Here is a 16137-nt window from a genome sequence, read left to right on the forward strand (position 1 = left end):
GCCTCAACGCTTCGTCATTGACGATGCACACATAACGACGTGTAGGAGCTGCCGCAGGCTCGGGCCGCGATCGGACGATCTTTTGATCTTCGGACGCGGAGCGTCCACGGCTGCATTCCCACGCAGAGCGTGGGAACGATCAACATGCACACATAACAACGTGTAGGAGCTGCCGCAGGCTGCGATCTTTTGATCTTAAAACCAGGATCAAAAGATCGCAGCCTGCGGCAGCTCCTACAGGGATTGCGTGTTTCTGGAATCAGGCGTTTGGCAGTGCCAGGCCTTGGCCCATCTGCACCGGCGAACCGGCAACCAGTTCTTCAGCCCATTTCACCTGATCCGGCCCGAACAGCACGATCGCGGTCGAACCCAGTTTGAAGCGGCCCAGTTCAGCACCTTTCTCCAGATGAATCGGCGCACGCGCGGCTTCGTCGTAGCGGAAGGTTTTCAGCTCGCGCTTCGGCGGCGTGACCAGACCGGCCCACACGGTTTCAATCGAAGCGACGATCATCGCGCCGACCAGCACCACCGCCATCGGGCCGCGCTCGGTGTCGAAAATGCACGCCACACGCTCGTTGCGAGCGAACAGTTCCGGCACGTTTTCAGCGGTGGTCTGATTCACCGAGAAAATCCGGCCCGGGATATAGACCATCTCGCGCAGGGTGCCGGCCAGCGGCATGTGCACGCGGTGGTAGTCCTTCGGCGACAGGTAAATAGTGGCGAAGTCGCCGCCCATGAACGGTGCCGCATTGGCCGCATCACCGCCGAGCAGTTCCAGCACACTGAAGCTGTGGCCCTTGGCCTGGAACACGCGACCGTGTTCGATCGGGCCGAGCTGGCTGACCGCACCGTCGGCCGGGCTGAGGATCGCGCCCGGAGTTTCGTCCAGCGGACGCGCGCCGTCTTTCAGGGCGCGGGTGAAGAAGGCGTTGAAGTGCTCGTAAGCGGTCAGGTCTTCCACCAGCGCTTGCGACATGTCGACTTGATAACGCTTGGCGAACCACTGGGTGAACGCATTTTTGAACCAGCGCACGCGGCACTCGGCAACGCAGCCGGCCAGGCGCGACAGCAGGTGATGAGGCAGCAGGTACTGGCTGAGGATAAACAGACGCTCTTTCATTAGTTGTCCTTAAAAACCTTAAATCTCGACTGGCGTGTCAGGGTGGTTGCCCCATTCGCCCCAGGAACCGGCGTAGCCTTTGACCCGCGGATAACCGAGGGATTTGGCCACCAGATAAGTGAAGCCCGACCGGTGATGGGTCTGGCAGTGGGTAATGATTTCTTTGTCCTTGGTGATCCCGAGGTCTTCGAGGATCTGCGGCATGTCAGTACGAATTCGCAGCTGACGCGCCTTGTCCATGCCCGCCGTCCATTCGAAATTGACCGCGCCGGGAATGTGCCCGGCCTTGGCGGCCAGCACTTTCTCGCCGGAGTATTCCAGCGGCCCGCGCGCATCCCAGATCGCCAGATCGGCAGCCCCGAGACGGCTTTGCAGGTATTCACGGGTCGCGGTCGGCTCGTCGTGCAGGGTCAACGGCAGTGGGCCGCCGACGGCTGCCGGCACTTGAATCGACATCGGCATGCCATCCGCCAGCCACGCCGGCAAACCACCGTCTATATAGTGGTACTTGTGGTGACCGATCACGTCGAGCAACCAGATGAAGCGCCCGGCCCAGCCGCCGCCCTCGTCGTCGTAAACCACGTAGACCGCGCCCTTGCGATGGCCCAGCTCGCCGAACAATGCTTCCAGATCGGCTTTGGCCGGCAGCAAACCCGGCGCCGGCGGCTGGCCGAGCTGGGTACGCTTGGGGTCGACAAAGCGCGCGCCGGGGAGATGTCCCTCGGTGTAGCGGGCGGCACTGGTCAGATCCACCAGAATCAGCTCTTCAGACTCAAGCCGAGGCAGCAGGTCGCTCGGTTCGATGACGAGCGGCAAGCCAGAGAAGTCAGACATGCGAGGTCTCCAGAGCACAAAGGGGAGGATTGTAGCGCAGCCTCATCGGCCACGGCTGCTAAAGCTGTGCAGGGCTTTTTCGATGCACTGCGCGGTTTTGCCAAAGGCCTGTACGGTGATGTCGGCAAACGGCCCGCCGCCCTGATCGGCGACGACGATCATGATCACCCGGCCATTGTTGACCAATGAACGCAGGAACAAATGCTCACCGCGAAACAGCGTGCGCAGGCCCGATGGCAGCAACGCGGAAAATTGTGCGTTGTTGTCCGGGTTGATCCGCACCTGCGCCTGTTGCGCGAGTAAACGTTGCAGGACGCTGCTCTGGCTGACGACAAAATTCAGCGCTGCCGCTTCTTTCGGCAGGCCGAAGGTTTGATTCACGCGCAGATTGGATTGCGTGCGGTCAGCCATCAGGACCATCACCCGGCGCATGCCGCTGGCCACCAGCGCATCGCGGGCGGCGACGGTCAGGCTCATGGCATTGGTGAAACGGCTCGGCTCGGCCAGCAGTTCGGCGCATTGCTTACGCCACTGGCTCAAATCTTCAGAGGTCGGCGCGGCGGCGGGCAACATCCCGGCGGGTAAACGACGAGTGCCCCACGGCCACAACAGCGAAACCGCCGGGTGCCACAAATCAGGCATCGCATGTTGCCGGGCACTGTTCGCGGCTTGTTGGTGCAACTGTTGCTGCACCTCGTCCATGGAAATCTGCAGATATAGGCTGGTCAGGTACTGCCAGCGTTCACTGTGCGGACTGTCCCAGGCCTGTTGCGCCGACAGCGCCAGACCGTTGGCCAGCAGCACGGTGTTGGCCGGTTGATTGAGCCAGCGGCGCAGGGTCGGGTCATCGTCGAGGCGATTTTGCTGGCGCAGCGGGTGTTCGCTGTCGCGGGCGATGCGCAGCACTTTGACCAGTTCACGCTGTTCGCTGAGCAGCAATTTATAGCCTTGCTGCACCCAGATCGGCAGGTGCCAGACCGCAACCAGCGCTTCCGCGATCCGCAGCAGGCGCACGCCGAACAATTGCTTTTCGACGGTGCGCGCCGACTCGCCCTTGTGGATAACCCGCAGCTCCCACTCTTCGAGCAACTGTGGATAAGTCAGCGCCAGTGGCCACAGCGGCGACAGAAACAACAGGCTGCCCCAATGAATGTCCTGCCACAGCCGCGCCAGGCGACTGGCGAAAAAGCCATTGGCCTGTTGCGTCGCATGCTGGCTGATCATCTGCAATTGGCGCAGGGCCTTGGGGATTTGCATCTGCGGTTCGGCTGGCAGGCGCGCGAGCAATTCTTCGGTGCGGGCGAGGCCGAGACGGTTGATCGCCACTTCCAGATTTTCTGCCGGCGTGCCCATGTTGCCGTGGGTGTGACGATTGGCCTCACGGATGATGCTCAAGGCCAGCGCCGGGCTGTCCTGCATCAAATCGGCGATGTCGCGCAGCGAGCTGCGGTTATCACGGATCGCGCGACAGACCTTGTCGTGTGCCTCTTGCGGCACGGGCAGGCGAACGCTGTCGAGCAGCTTGACCCAGCCTTCGAGGGTGGTCGGTTTTGCGTGTGGGACGTTCGTTTCATTAGCCATGTCTGGACGGGATCTTCATCTGCTTTAGACGCGCCCGGCATGGGCTAAATTGGCTTTTCGCCTGAACTGGCTATAGTCTGGCGCAGTTTTGCCGATAAGTAGAAGAAGAGATTTTTTAACTTCCGAATATGACCTTGAACCCGACTTAAATAAGTACTTTCTACCTATGGCTAAAATTATCGGCATCATCGTCGTATTCGCGAGCGTGCTCGGCGGATACGTGCTTTCCCACGGCAAAATTGCCGCCCTGATCCAGCCTTTCGAGGTGTTGATTATCGGTGGCGCGGCACTCGGTGCGTTCCTGCAGGCCAACCCCGGCTACATGACGATGCACGTGCTCAAGAAATCCCTGAGCATGTTCAGTTCGCGCTTCACCCACACGTTCTATCTGGAAGTGCTGGGTCTGATCTACGAGATCCTCAACAAGAGCCGCCGCGAAGGCATGATGGCCATCGAGGGCGACATCGAAGATGCCGCCGCGAGCCCGATCTTCGCCAAGTACCCGGCCGTGCTCAAAGACGAACGCATGACCGCGTTCATCTGCGATTACCTGCGCATCATGTCGTCCGGCAACATGGCCCCGCACGAGCTGGAAGGCTTGTTCGACATGGAACTGTACAGCCTTAAAGAAGACCTCGAACACCCATCCCACGCGGTGAACGGTATCGCCGACGCCATGCCGGGTTTCGGTATTGTTGCGGCGGTACTCGGTATCGTAGTGACCATGGCTTCGCTGGGTGAAGGCGATCAGAAATCCATCGGTCTGCACGTCGGTGCGGCACTGGTCGGTACCTTCTTCGGTATTCTCGCGGCGTACGGTTTCTTCGGCCCGCTGGCGCATTCGCTGGCCCACGATGCCAAGGAAGAGCTGAACGTTTACGAAGCCATCAAGGCCTCGCTGGTGGCTTCGGCTTCCGGCATGCCGCCATCGCTGGCAGTGGAGTTCGGGCGCAAGGTTCTGTACCCGGCGCACCGTCCAAGCTTCGCCGAGCTGGAACAAGCGGTTCGCGGTCGCTAAGTCATGGAAAATAATCAGCCGATTATCATCAAGCGCGTCAAGCGCATAGCCGGTGGGCATCACGGCGGGGCGTGGAAAATCGCCTTCGCCGACTTTGCGACGGCGATGATGGCGTTCTTCCTCGTGTTGTGGCTGTTGTCCACCGCCACACCCGAGCAGAAGATCGCCATCGCCGGTTATTTCAAAGACCCGGTCGGCTTCTCCGAAAGCGGCACGCCGTACATCATCGACTTGGGCGGCACGCCGACCCTGGCGCCGGAAAACACCCTCAACCCTGAGGTGAAATCCCAGCCGCAACCAGACAAGGTCACCGTCGACACCGAACAGGTCGAAGGCATGGCCGAGCAGGTCGAGAAAGAACGCCTGGAACTGCTCCTGCAAGAACTGCAAAACAAGGTCGACGAGAACCCGCAACTGCAGAAATTCAAGGATCAGATCCTCTTCGAAATCACCCCGAACGGCTTGCGCATCCAGATCATGGACGCCGAAAACCGGCCGATGTTCGACTCAGGCTCTGCACGCCTGAAGCCGTACTTCGAAGACATCCTGCTGGCCATGGCCGACACCATCAAAGCGGTGCCGAACAAAATCAGCATCAGCGGCCACACCGACGCCAAGCCGTACACGGGCACTGGCGATTTCGGTAACTGGGAGCTGTCGGCCAACCGCGCCAACGCTGCACGTCGTGCACTGGTGGCGGGGAGCTATCCGGAGGCGCAAGTGGCGCGGGTCGTCGGTTATGCCTCTTCGGCGTTGTTCGACCGGGAAAACCCGTTCAACCCGGTCAACCGCCGCATCGACATCGTCGTCCTGACCAAAAAGGCCCAGGAAGCGATCGAGGGTGCGCAAGGTGCGGACGCAGCGAAACCAGTCGATGAAAGCCACAACGGCGCCACCCCGGCAACGCCGGTTGATCCGAATGCTCTGCCGGCGGATCAGCAACCGGTGCCGCCGCATGAGTTGCGTGAACGGCTGAACTTGTTTGATGACGCCGCGCCGAAACCGGCGGAACCGGGGAGTGCGGCGCCAGCGCCGGCTCCTGCGCCGAAGCAGTAAGAGACGAAAAAGCCGACAGTGATGTCGGCTTTTTTGTGCCCGCTAGCGACGATCGGACACACTTTCAGTCTGGGGCTGATTGATAATCCCCGTTCAGCCTGTGTTTCGGTGTAGCTCTAAATGATCATCCACGTGTTCAAATCCTTCTGACCGACAGGGAGTCGTCATGGAAAATCAAACTATTTTTGCGCAACAGCAGCAATTCGACGGTTTGGCGCATCGGGTTCCTGGCGAAAATATCGAGTTCTGGTTTGCTCGCGAGCTGCAAGAGCCACTGGGGTATGCCCGTTGGGAAAATTTTCTTACGCTCATCCAGCGAGCAATAACTTCGTGTGAAACCACGGGGATTGATGCTCTGGATCATTTTCGTGGCGTCACGAAAATGATCGAAATTGGCAAAGGTGGGCAGCGGCCAACCGAAGACTTCATGCTCACGCGTTATGCCTGCTACCTGATTGCTCAGAATGGTGACCCACGCAAACAGCCGATTGCCTTCGCGCAAAGTTACTTCGCGCTGCAATCGCGTAAGCAAGAGTTGATTGAAGACAGGATGCGCCTGCAGGCGCGTTTTGATGCTCGTGACCGCTTGCGTGAGTCAGAAAAAGAACTGTCGCAAAACATCTATGAGCGAGGCGTTGACGATGAGGGTTTCGCGCGTATTCGCTCCCGAGGTGATGCCGCACTCTTTGGTGGGCAAACAACCCAGGCGATGAAGGATCGATACGGCATTATCAAAAGTCGTCCATTGGCAGATTTTCTACCGACATTAACCATCGCCGCCAAAAATCTTGCCACTGAAATGACCAATCACAATGTGCTTCAGGTTGACCTCACAGGTGAGATGGCCATCGCCCGAGAGCATGTTCAAAACAATCTGAGCGTGCGCGATATGTTGGATCAGCGAGGTATCAAACCTGAAGAGCTACCTGCGGAGGAAGATATCCGCAAGCTTGAACGTCGGGTTAAAACACAGGAGAAGAGCATCGCGAAGCAGGCTCCGAAGCTGCCGACGGAGTGATTTGTTCGATATTCAACAGATTGACCTCAGGGAAAATGAAAGCCGCTGACGTTTGTGGGTTTTTTGGGCTTTCGGTTTGGTTTTTGTGGAGGGCTTGAGATCCATCCCCCTCACCCCAGCCCTCTCCCCCAAGGGGTAGAGGGGAAAGGGAGCCGATCTTCGTGGTTGCCAAAAACTAAGTTCGGCTCAGGAAATGGAGCCGGCCGACAGGGTGTTCAAAACCTGAGTACGACTCAGGAATTTCAGGTCGGCGTACCTCGAACATTCACCTCGGTCAGTCCCCTCTCCCTCCGGGCGGTCCGACGTTTCGGGAGGGCTAGGGTGAGGGGCTCTCAAGCCAAGCCGAACAATCAAAACCCCCGCCGAATCCTGCCCTTCAACTGATCATGAAACTGCTCGGCATTCCTCTTGTAAGTCCCCTTCATCGACTCACTCATCGAATCCAGCATCACCGAACGCTTGTTCGTCACTTCCTCACGATAAGCATCAATAAAGAAATCCAGATCTTTATCCGTACTCAATTTCGGCCATTTATCCAGATACAGCGGCAGCTCCGCCGGCCCTGTCTTGAACGAGCAGATCCGCCGGTTGCTGATGGTCGCCTCGCCAATCTCGAACGGCACCCACCACGACGAAGCCGTCCGCTCCGAGACCACCGCCAGCAAGTGCGTGCACTCGGTGATGTTGCGGGTGATGACGCCGGTGATGTCGTCGGTGGTCTGTGATTCTGGATCGAGCACATCCAGATAAGTCTTGATGTTCGCCTGTTTCAGGCGACTGTTGATCGCCATGGCCTGCATACGATCCATGTGGCGGTAGCTGATAAACACAGGCATCAGAAGTGTCCTTTGATTGCGAGTTCGCGGTAGTAGGCGCCGAGCGCGGTGAGGCGGCAGCCGGTGGAGTGGAGGGCGGCGTAGTACATGTGCTCGGCGTCGACCGGTTCGATCAGGCTGTGGCGATTGCACTTCTGCAGTTGCGCGAAGACCTCGCCGTGTTCCGGATTGAAGCTGGCTTCGGTCGGTTCGTAGCTGGGGTCGAGCGGGTAGGTCGATTCGGCTTCGGCAAACCATTCGGGCAATTTGCGCAGGATCTCTTTGGGGATCAGCGGCGAGACTTCGCGCAGGGAAATGAACTGCGACACATTGGTCTTGAACACCGGGCGTTGTTCCCAAGCGTCGAGCGCGTTATCGACAAAGGAATAGAGGCTGCCGGGCGTGATCTTGCCGAGAATGTTCGCCGCGCCACCGTGCAAAGCCTGCAGCAGTAAACCGGTAAACACGCCGTGTTGCGCGCCTTCCATGGCCGGTTCTTCCTTTTTGCACGCGGTCAGAATGGTCATGCCTTCGCCGACCACACTGCTTTCGCTGCGCAAGGCACGAACCTCGCCGGCGGCGCCGCTTTGGCAGCAATCAAGGATGATCACTTTGTTCTTGATGCGCGTGGCTTTGCTCGCCCAGTTGAGGATGTCGCTGATGCGGATGCCGTCCTTGGCGTTGCGATAATCCTGGGGCAGCAACATGCCTTCGTCATTGTCGGTATCGAAACCGCCATGCCCGGCGAAATACAGCAGGGCGACATTGCAGTCGCCGGAAAACAGCTCGCGGATCTGGTCTTCGAGCATCTCCCGGCCCAGGTAATCCTCAGCCGACGTCAGCACGACATTCTTGAAGTTGGGGTCGCCGTCGGCGTCGGTTTTCAGCACCGAGGCCATGGCCATGGCGTCATTGCTGCAACCGCTCAGGCGCGAAATATGCGTGTAGTCGTTGATGCCGATAAACAGTCCCTTGCGCATGATCAGGCCGCCGTGTGCAGGCGGATCGCGCCGACGATGCTGTTGGTGTTCCACGCGCATTCGGCGTGTGCGGCGTTACGCACCACCGTGGAAATGCGTTCGGCGCCGAACGGTTTCACCGCGATGATCACCTTGCCCATGCGCTTGGCGATCTCGATTTCCTTGTTGATCCACTTGCTGTAGGTCGAATACATGCCGGCCATGATCAGCACCGCCGAGCACGGACGAATCTTGTTTTCGATGGCTTCTTCGAGCTGTTTGTCAGTCTGCGCGCCCATGATCGGGTTGTGCGGCGGCACCGAAAAATTCTTGTAGGTGAAGTCGGGGTGGGCACTGAGCAGGCGCACCAGATTGTCGTGGGCGTGGGAGTAGTTCCACGAGTGGCTGATGAACAAATGGTAGGTTTGCATGGGGGTTCCTCTGGGGCGCGAACGTGCGACGAGGAACTCAATGTAGGCTCATGAAACGTGCCCACAAGGCTTGGGCGAAGAAAGAGAAATGTCCTGCAATCAGGCGTGCAAAAGTCCTACAGAAAAGACCGATGTTTAAAAAAGGGAGGAGGGTGTCAGGGGAAAACCGACATCCGGCAGCCCTTGGGGAAAGGGCTGCCGGTGCGACTGTTTAATAGCCGTTTTCGGGCAGGCTGGCGATGATCGAGCGGTAGCTGTTCATGCGCTGTTGCTGAACGCGGCCGTCTTCCAGTGCCTTGAGCAAGGCGCAACCGGGCTCGCGGTCGTGCTTGCAGTCGCGGAAACGGCAAGTGCCGAGCAGGTCGTCGAACTCGATGAAACCGGCTTCAACATCGGCGCGGCTGACGTGGCCGAGGCCGAATTCACGGATACCCGGGGAGTCGATCAACTCACCGCCGCCGGGGAAGTGGAACAGGCGCGCGGTGGTCGTCGTGTGCGTGCCCTGACCGGACAACTCGGACAGCGGCCCGACGCGGGTTTCGACTTCAGGCAGCAAGCTGTTGACCAGCGACGACTTGCCGACACCGGACTGACCGACGAACACGCTGATGCGTCCGTCGAGCTGCTTTTGCAGCTGTTCCATGCCGTCACCGTGGTGCGCCGACACTTCCAGCACCGGATAACCCAGCGTGCGGTACACCGCCAGCAGCGCATTGAGCGCCGGTGCGTTGTGCTCGTCGATCAGGTCGAATTTGTTCAGCAACAGCAACGGGCGGATGCCGGCGTGTTCGGCGGCTACGAGATAGCGGTCGATCAGGTTGGCATGCGGCTCGGGCAGCGGGGCGAAGACGATGACGATCATGTCGACGTTGGCCGCGACCGGCTTCAACTGGCCTCGGCTGTCCGGACGGCAGAGTTCGGTGGTACGCGGCAGTTGCGCGACGATCACACCGATGCCCTGATTGCCGGCACGCCAGACAACCGTGTCGCCGGTCACCAGCGCAGGCAGGTTGGCGCGCAAGTGGCAGCGAAAAACCTGGCCGGCCTGTTCGCCGTCAATGGCCTCGACTTCGACTTGCACGCCGAAGTGAGCGATCACCAGGCCGGTCTGTTCCGGGCCCAGGTCGCCGCCCTCCAGGGCTTCGACAGCCGAGGACTCGCGTTTGGCGGCGCGTGCGGCGCGTTCGCCCTGAATCTTTTCGATGCGCCAGTTTTGACGACGATTGAGTTGGCGTTTGGCCATGGGTGTTCCGTCTGAAGAATGCAGCGATTAGGTAAAACGGCCGCGAGTTTAGCACGCCCGGCAGCCGGCCTAGGCTAAACTGCGCAGCATTGCTCAGGAGCCGAAACATGCAAAACCCGCAGAATCTGATCTGGATCGACCTCGAAATGACCGGCCTTGACCCGGACAACGACGTCATCATCGAAATGGCCACCATCGTCACCGACAGTGACCTCAACACCTTGGCCGAAGGCCCGGTGATCGCCATCCACCACAGCGACGAAGTGCTCGCGCGCATGGACGAGTGGAACACCCGCACCCACGGCAACTCCGGCCTGACCCAGCGCGTGCGCGACAGCCGCATCAGCATGGCCGAAGCCGAAGCGGAAACCATCGCCTTCCTCGAGAAATGGGTGCCGAAGGGCAAGTCGCCGATCTGCGGCAACAGCATCTGCCAGGATCGTCGCTTCCTTTATACCCACATGAAAGCGCTGGAAAGCTACTTCCACTACCGCAACCTCGACGTCTCGACGCTCAAGGAACTGGCCGCACGCTGGGCACCGGACGTACGCGACAGCTTCAAAAAGGGCAGCACCCATTTGGCGCTGGACGATATTCGCGAATCGATCGCCGAGCTGCAGCACTACCGCAAGCACTTCATCAAATTCTGATGCGATCCCTGTAGGAGCTGCCGAAGGCTGCGATCTTTTGATCTTGTTTTTCAGGTTTAAAACAAAGATCAAAAGATCGCAGCCTGCGGCAGCTCCTACGGGGTTTTGTGTTTGCTGTGGCGCCCTCTTTTGGTGCCGCACCGAAATGGCTAGACTGCGCGCCTTCCTGACTGGATCGCCACCATGTTGCTGATGCTCTATCTGATTGCCATCACCGCTGAAGCCATGACCGGCGCGCTGTCCGCCGGCCGTCGTGGCATGGACTGGTTTGGCGTGGTGCTGATCGCCTGCGTCACGGCATTGGGCGGCGGTTCGGTGCGCGACGTACTGCTCGGACACTACCCACTGACGTGGGTCAAACACCCGGAATACCTGGTGCTGACCTCGGTCGCAGCAATGTTCACCGTGTTCACCGCCCGCTGGATGCGCCACCTGCGCTCACTGTTTCTGGTGCTCGACGCCGTCGGTCTGGTGGCCTTCACCCTGATCGGCTGCATGACCGCACTGGAAATGGGCCACGGCATGCTGGTGGCCTCCGTCAGCGGCGTGATCACCGGCGTCTTCGGCGGCATCCTCCGCGACATCTTCTGCAACGACATCCCGCTGATCTTCCGCCGAGAACTCTACGCCAGCGTCTCGTTCGCCGCGGCGTGGTGTTACATGCTTTGCCTGTATCTGAATGTGCCAAGCGAGCAGGCGATCCTGATTACGTTGTTCGGCGGTTTCCTGCTGCGCCTGCTGGCGATCCGCTTCCATTGGGAAATGCCCAAGTTCGTTTACAACGATCAGCCGTAACGCGATATTCCATGTAGGAGCTGCCGAAGGCTGCGATCTTTTGACGTTCAAGATCAAAAGATCGCAGCCTGCGGCAGCTCCTACAGGGGGTTATGCGATTCCGTGTTGTTTCAGAGCCCATTCGACGTGTTCTTGTACCAGCTCTGACGGATAGTCCCGCCGCGCCTTCAACGCTTCCAGCACTGGAATGCTCGACGGCGCGTTACCGAGCCCTACCGCCAGATTGCGCAACCAACGCTCATACCCGGCGCGGCGCAGCGGTGAGCCTTCGGTGCTGCTGAGGAATTTATCCTCGTCCCACATAAACAACTCAGCCAGTTCCGCATTGTCCAGATTGTGCCGTGGTTTGAAGTCGCTCTCCCCAGAGGGTTTGGCGAAGCGGTTCCACGGGCAGACGATCTGGCAGTCGTCGCAGCCGAACACGCGGTTGCCGATCAGTGGGCGCAGGTCTTCGGGGATCGCGTTTTTCAGTTCGATGGTCAGGTACGAAATGCAGCGTCGCGCATCCAGCACATAGGGGCCGACGAAGGCATTGGTCGGGCAGATGTCGAGGCACGCGGTGCAGCGGCCGCAATGTTCGGTGCTGTGCGGATTATCGACCGGCAACGGCAAGTCGACGAACAACTCGCTCAAGAAGAAATAGCTGCCAGCCTTACGGTTCAGCACCAAGGTGTTTTTGCCGATCCAGCCCAGTCCGGCCTGCTCGGCGATGGCTTTTTCCAGCACCGGCGCGCTGTCGACAAAGGCGCGAAAACCGAACGGGCCGATCTCGGATTGAATCTTGTCGGCTAATTGCTGCACACGTTTACGGATCAATTTGTGGTAATCGCGGCCCAAGGCATAACGCGAGACGTAAGCTTTTTCCGGTTGGGCCAGGCGTTTGGCCATTTCGGTGTCGCCGGGCAGGTAGTCCATGCGCAGCGAAACCACGCGCAACGTGCCCGGCACCAGTTCTTCCGGGTGCGAGCGTTTGCTGCCGTGGGCGCCCATGTAGTCCATTTCGCCGTGGTAGCCGGCCGCGAGCCAGCGCTGCAGATGTTGTTCATGCTCGGCGAGATCCAGACCGCTGATGCCGACTTGCTGAAAGCCCAGCTCGCGGCCCCAATCCTTGATCGATTGGGCGAGGGCGGGCAGGTCTGTGGTGATGGCGGACATGAGGCGAGAGAAACCGGAGCTGAGGTGCGTATAATTCTGCCAGACATCGGAGCCCGAAGACGCATGCCGCACACGAAAGATGAATTACCCGACGCGCTGTATGGCGCCGCACAGGTGCGCGAACTCGATGCGCGGTTGATTGCCGCCGGCACGCCGGGCTTCGAATTGATGCAGCGCGCGGCGCATGCAACGTGGCGCGCGCTGGTTCGGCAATGGCCGTCGGCGACCGAACTGACGGTGCTGGCCGGGCATGGCAACAATGCTGGCGACGGTTATCTGGTCGCGGCCATGGCACAGCGAGCCGGCTGGCAGGTGCAAGTGTTGGCAGTCGGCGATCCGCAGCGATTGCAGGGCGATGCCGCGCTGGCCCATGCCGAGGCGCTGGCTGAAGGCGTCGCGGTGCAAGGCTGGCAGGCTCACAGCGAACTTCGTGGCGTCATTCTTGATGCCTTGCTCGGCACCGGTTTGAGCGGTGACGTGCGCGAGCCTTACCTCTCGGCGATCAAAGCCATTAATGCCAGCGGCTTGCCGGTAACGTCCGTCGATATCCCTTCCGGATTGTGCGCTGACACCGGGCATGTGCTCGGTGCCGCCGTGCAGGCCGATCTGACGGTGACCTTTATCGGGCTGAAACTCGGTTTGTTCACCGGCGATGCGGCGGATCACATCGGTTCGCTGCTGTTTAATGATCTGCAAGCCAGCGCCGACATCTATCGTGACATTCCGGTCATCGCCCAACGGCTCACCCCGGCTAATCTTCCGAAACTGGCGGCGCGTAGGCCGACTTCGCACAAGGGCCGTTTCGGCCATGTGTTGCTGATCGGTGGCGATCACGGGTTTGGCGGGGCGATCCTGCTCAGCACCGAAAGCGCCTTGCGCAGCGGCGCCGGGATGGTTTCGCTGGCGACGCGCCCGGAGCACGTCCCGGCTGCGCTGACTCGTGTGCCGGAGGTGATGACGCTCGGCACATCGTCGGCCAATCAATTGATGGGCTTGCTGGAAAAAGTCTCGACACTGGTGATCGGCCCCGGACTCGGCCAGGCCAGTTGGGGCCGGGCGTTGCTGTCAGCAGCTGCCAATGCGCCGTTGCCGCAAGTGTGGGACGCCGATGCGTTGAACCTGCTGGCGAGCGGTTTTGCGAAGCTGCCCAAGGATTGCGTGATCACCCCGCATCCCGGCGAAGCGGCGCGGTTGCTCGGCATCAGTACCGCCGAAGTGCAGGCTGACCGACCGGCCGCCGCGCGGGCGTTGAGCAAAAAATACGCAGCGACTGTAACTCTCAAAGGTGCGGGTACTCTGATCGCACACCCCGATGGGCGACTGGCGCTGTGTCATCAGGGCCACCCGGCGATGGCGACGGCCGGGTTGGGCGATGTGCTGGCCGGTTTGACCGGCGCGTTGCTGGCGCAGGGTATGCAAAGTTTCGACGCCGCGTGTCTGGCCGTGTGGCTGCACGCCAACGCCGGGGCGCAACAAGGCAAATTAGGCCGTGGGCTGGCGGCCAGTGATCTGATTCCAGCCATTCGTCAGTTGTTGGAGGAGCAAGCACCGTGTCTGAAGTAACCCTGTACCTGGCCGATGAACAGGCCATGAGCGACTTTGGCGCACGGATCGCCCGCGTGACCCAGGGCCACGGCCTGATTTTTCTGGAAGGCAACCTCGGGATGGGCAAAACCACGCTGTCGCGGGGCATCATTCGTGGCCTGGGCCACGTGGGCTCGGTAAAAAGTCCGACCTTCACATTGGTCGAGCCCTACGAGATCGGTGACGTCCGCGCCTTCCACTTCGACCTGTATCGATTGGTCGATCCGGAAGAGCTGGAGTTTCTCGGCATCCGCGATTACTTCGAAGACGATGCGCTGTGCCTGATCGAGTGGCCCGATAAAGGTGCAGGCTTTTTGCCAAAGCCTGACCTGACCATTACCATTAGCCCGCAAGACAGCGGGCGTTCGCTGAAAATTTTATCCCAGGGCTCGCGTGGCGAGGCCTGGTGTGCCGCTTTGGCATTGGAATCCAATTAAATGATGGGGTTAGGTATGCGCTTTCGCGCGTTGGTGGCTGCCGTTGGACTGTTGTTGATGGCAGTAACCGTCAACGCTGTGGCCGATTCAAAGGTCAACAGCGTGCGCTTGTGGCGAGCGCCGGATAACACGCGACTGGTCTTCGACCTGAGCGGCCCGGTGCAGCACAGCGTCTTCACCCTGACCGCTCCGGATCGGCTGGTGATCGACATCAATGGCGCCACCTTGGGCGCGCCGCTGAAATTGCAGACTGCGAACACCCCGATCACCGCCATGCGCTCGGCACAACGCACGCCGACCGACCTGCGCGTGGTCATCGACCTGAAAAAAGCCGTCACGCCAAAAAGCTTCTCGCTGGCGCCGAACGGGCAGTATGGCAACCGTCTGGTGGTTGATCTGTTCGACAACGCAGCCGACGCCGAACCCGCTCCAACACCTGCGCCGACCCCTTCGGTCGCGACCATACCGGCAGTGCCGGTCACCCCAACGGAACCGGCGATCAAGTTGCCGCCAGCCCCGGCCGGCAAGCGCGACATTATTGTGGTAATCGACGCCGGCCACGGTGGCGAAGACCCGGGTGCGTCCGGCTCGCGCGGTCAGCGTGAGAAAGACGTGGTGCTGCAGATCGCCCGCGAACTGCAACGTCAGGTCAACGGCATGAAAGGCTTCCGCGCCGAACTGACCCGTACGGGCGACTACTTCATCCCGTTGCGTGGCCGTACCGAAATCGCCCGCAAAAAAGGCGCCGATCTGTTCGTGTCGATCCACGCCGACGCCGCGCCGTCTGCGGCAGCCTTCGGCGCCTCGGTGTTTGCCCTGTCTGATCGCGGCGCAACCTCGGAGACTGCGCGTTGGCTGGCCGACAGCGAAAACCGTTCCGACTTGATCGGTGGTGCCGGCAACGTCAGCCTCGACGATAAAGACCGCATGCTCGCGGGCGTATTGCTCGACCTGTCGATGACCGCCTCGCTGACCTCCAGCCTCAACGTCGGCCAGAAAGTCCTGACCAACATCGGCCGCGTCACGCCGTTGCACAAACAGCGCGTGGAACAAGCCGGGTTTATGGTGTTGAAGTCGCCGGACATCCCGTCGATCCTGGTCGAAACCGGGTTTATCTCCAACGCCAACGAAGCGAACAAGCTCTCGGCCTCAAGCCACCAGCAAGCGCTGGCGCGTTCGATCAGCAGCGGCGTGCGCCAGTTCTTCCAGCAGAATCCGCCACCGGGCACCTACATTGCCTGGCTGCGTGATTCCGGAAAAATCGCCCAAGGCCCGCGCGATCACCGCGTCGGCCCGGGTGAAACCCTGGCAATGATCGGCGTGCGTTATCAGGTGTCCCCAGCCACGCTGCGCAACGCGAACAATCTGAAAAGTGATGAGCTGAAAGTCGGCCAGCACCTGACCATTCCTGGCACCGAACTGGCGTCCAAAGAATGAACGA

At 60.2% G+C, this 16137-nt stretch carries 16 protein-coding genes; 8 read left to right on the forward strand and 8 right to left on the reverse strand.

Features of this window, described 5'->3' with window-relative positions; genetic code table 11:
* Positions 1-259: 259 nt before the first annotated feature.
* The 3 genes from asd to AD669_RS02205 are packed head-to-tail and all read right to left on the reverse strand — an operon-like array spanning position 260 to position 3535.
* Positions 260-1120, reverse strand: coding sequence for an archaetidylserine decarboxylase (asd, locus tag AD669_RS02195; protein ID WP_053116755.1), 861 nt, complete (start codon positions 1118-1120; stop codon positions 260-262).
* 18 nt (positions 1121-1138) lie between these two features.
* Positions 1139-1954, reverse strand: a complete 816-nt coding sequence (gene rhdA, locus AD669_RS02200) for a thiosulfate sulfurtransferase (RefSeq protein ID WP_053116756.1) — start codon at positions 1952-1954, stop codon at positions 1139-1141.
* Positions 1955-1996: 42 nt separating this feature from the next.
* On the reverse strand, positions 1997-3535 hold the full coding sequence (locus tag AD669_RS02205; RefSeq protein ID WP_053116757.1) for an HDOD domain-containing protein: 1539 nt from the start codon (positions 3533-3535) through the stop codon (positions 1997-1999).
* 166 nt (positions 3536-3701) lie between these two features.
* On the opposite strand from AD669_RS02205, the gene motA reads away from it, so the two are divergent.
* The 3 genes from motA (at position 3702) to dinD (ending at position 6627) form a co-directional block, all read left to right on the forward strand.
* The gene (motA, locus tag AD669_RS02210) at positions 3702-4553 is read left to right on the forward strand and encodes a flagellar motor stator protein MotA (RefSeq protein ID WP_053116758.1); all 852 of its coding nucleotides are present in this window, start codon (positions 3702-3704) and stop codon (positions 4551-4553) included.
* Between the two features lie 3 nt (positions 4554-4556).
* A complete protein-coding gene (gene motB, locus AD669_RS02215) occupies positions 4557-5609 on the forward strand; it encodes a flagellar motor protein MotB (protein ID WP_053116759.1) in 1053 nt (350 codons plus the stop codon).
* A gap of 166 nt (positions 5610-5775) precedes the next feature.
* Complete coding sequence (dinD, locus tag AD669_RS02220; protein ID WP_053116760.1) at positions 5776-6627, forward strand: DNA damage-inducible protein D; 852 nt, start codon at positions 5776-5778, stop codon at positions 6625-6627.
* A 350-nt stretch (positions 6628-6977) separates the two neighbouring features.
* On the opposite strand, the gene AD669_RS02225 is transcribed toward dinD, so the two are convergent.
* The 4 genes from AD669_RS02225 to rsgA form a co-directional block, all read right to left on the reverse strand.
* Positions 6978-7463 (reverse strand): toll/interleukin-1 receptor domain-containing protein, encoded by a 486-nt coding sequence (locus AD669_RS02225; RefSeq protein ID WP_053116761.1) that lies wholly within the window; start codon positions 7461-7463, stop codon positions 6978-6980.
* Positions 7463-8422: a caspase family protein gene (locus AD669_RS02230; protein WP_053116762.1), complete on the reverse strand. Its 960-nt coding sequence runs from the start codon at positions 8420-8422 to the stop codon at positions 7463-7465. Before AD669_RS02230 ends, AD669_RS02225 begins: the two co-directional genes overlap by 1 nt.
* 2 nt (positions 8423-8424) lie before the next feature.
* The gene (locus AD669_RS02235) at positions 8425-8832 is read right to left on the reverse strand and encodes a TIR domain-containing protein (protein ID WP_053116763.1); all 408 of its coding nucleotides are present in this window, start codon (positions 8830-8832) and stop codon (positions 8425-8427) included.
* Positions 8833-9043: 211 nt separating this feature from the next.
* The gene (gene rsgA / locus AD669_RS02240) at positions 9044-10075 is read right to left on the reverse strand and encodes a small ribosomal subunit biogenesis GTPase RsgA (RefSeq protein ID WP_007915800.1); all 1032 of its coding nucleotides are present in this window, start codon (positions 10073-10075) and stop codon (positions 9044-9046) included.
* Between the two features lie 107 nt (positions 10076-10182).
* Between rsgA and orn the strand changes: the two genes are divergently transcribed.
* A complete protein-coding gene (gene orn, locus AD669_RS02245) occupies positions 10183-10725 on the forward strand; it encodes an oligoribonuclease (protein WP_053116764.1) in 543 nt (180 codons plus the stop codon).
* A 183-nt stretch (positions 10726-10908) separates the two neighbouring features.
* On the forward strand, positions 10909-11520 hold the full coding sequence (locus tag AD669_RS02250; protein ID WP_053116765.1) for a trimeric intracellular cation channel family protein: 612 nt from the start codon (positions 10909-10911) through the stop codon (positions 11518-11520).
* Positions 11521-11610: 90 nt separating this feature from the next.
* On the opposite strand, the gene queG is transcribed toward AD669_RS02250, so the two are convergent.
* The gene (gene queG, locus AD669_RS02255) at positions 11611-12675 is read right to left on the reverse strand and encodes a tRNA epoxyqueuosine(34) reductase QueG (protein ID WP_053116766.1); all 1065 of its coding nucleotides are present in this window, start codon (positions 12673-12675) and stop codon (positions 11611-11613) included.
* A 63-nt stretch (positions 12676-12738) separates the two neighbouring features.
* Here queG and AD669_RS02260 point away from each other — a divergent pair, with 63 nt between their 5' ends.
* From AD669_RS02260 to AD669_RS02270, 3 genes are read left to right on the forward strand one after another with little or no spacing between them, the layout of a single operon-like run.
* Positions 12739-14238, forward strand: coding sequence for a bifunctional ADP-dependent NAD(P)H-hydrate dehydratase/NAD(P)H-hydrate epimerase (locus AD669_RS02260; protein WP_053116767.1), 1500 nt, complete (start codon positions 12739-12741; stop codon positions 14236-14238).
* Positions 14226-14696, forward strand: a complete 471-nt coding sequence (tsaE, locus tag AD669_RS02265; protein WP_053116768.1) for a tRNA (adenosine(37)-N6)-threonylcarbamoyltransferase complex ATPase subunit type 1 TsaE — start codon at positions 14226-14228, stop codon at positions 14694-14696. The genes AD669_RS02260 and tsaE overlap by 13 nt, the downstream gene beginning before the upstream one ends.
* On the forward strand, positions 14697-16133 hold the full coding sequence (locus AD669_RS02270; RefSeq protein ID WP_053116769.1) for an N-acetylmuramoyl-L-alanine amidase: 1437 nt from the start codon (positions 14697-14699) through the stop codon (positions 16131-16133). It abuts the gene before it with no gap.
* Positions 16134-16137 lie beyond the last annotated feature (4 nt).

This window comes from Pseudomonas sp. P1.31 (assembly GCF_001269815.1).
Taxonomy (GTDB): domain Bacteria; phylum Pseudomonadota; class Gammaproteobacteria; order Pseudomonadales; family Pseudomonadaceae; genus Aquipseudomonas; species Aquipseudomonas rustica.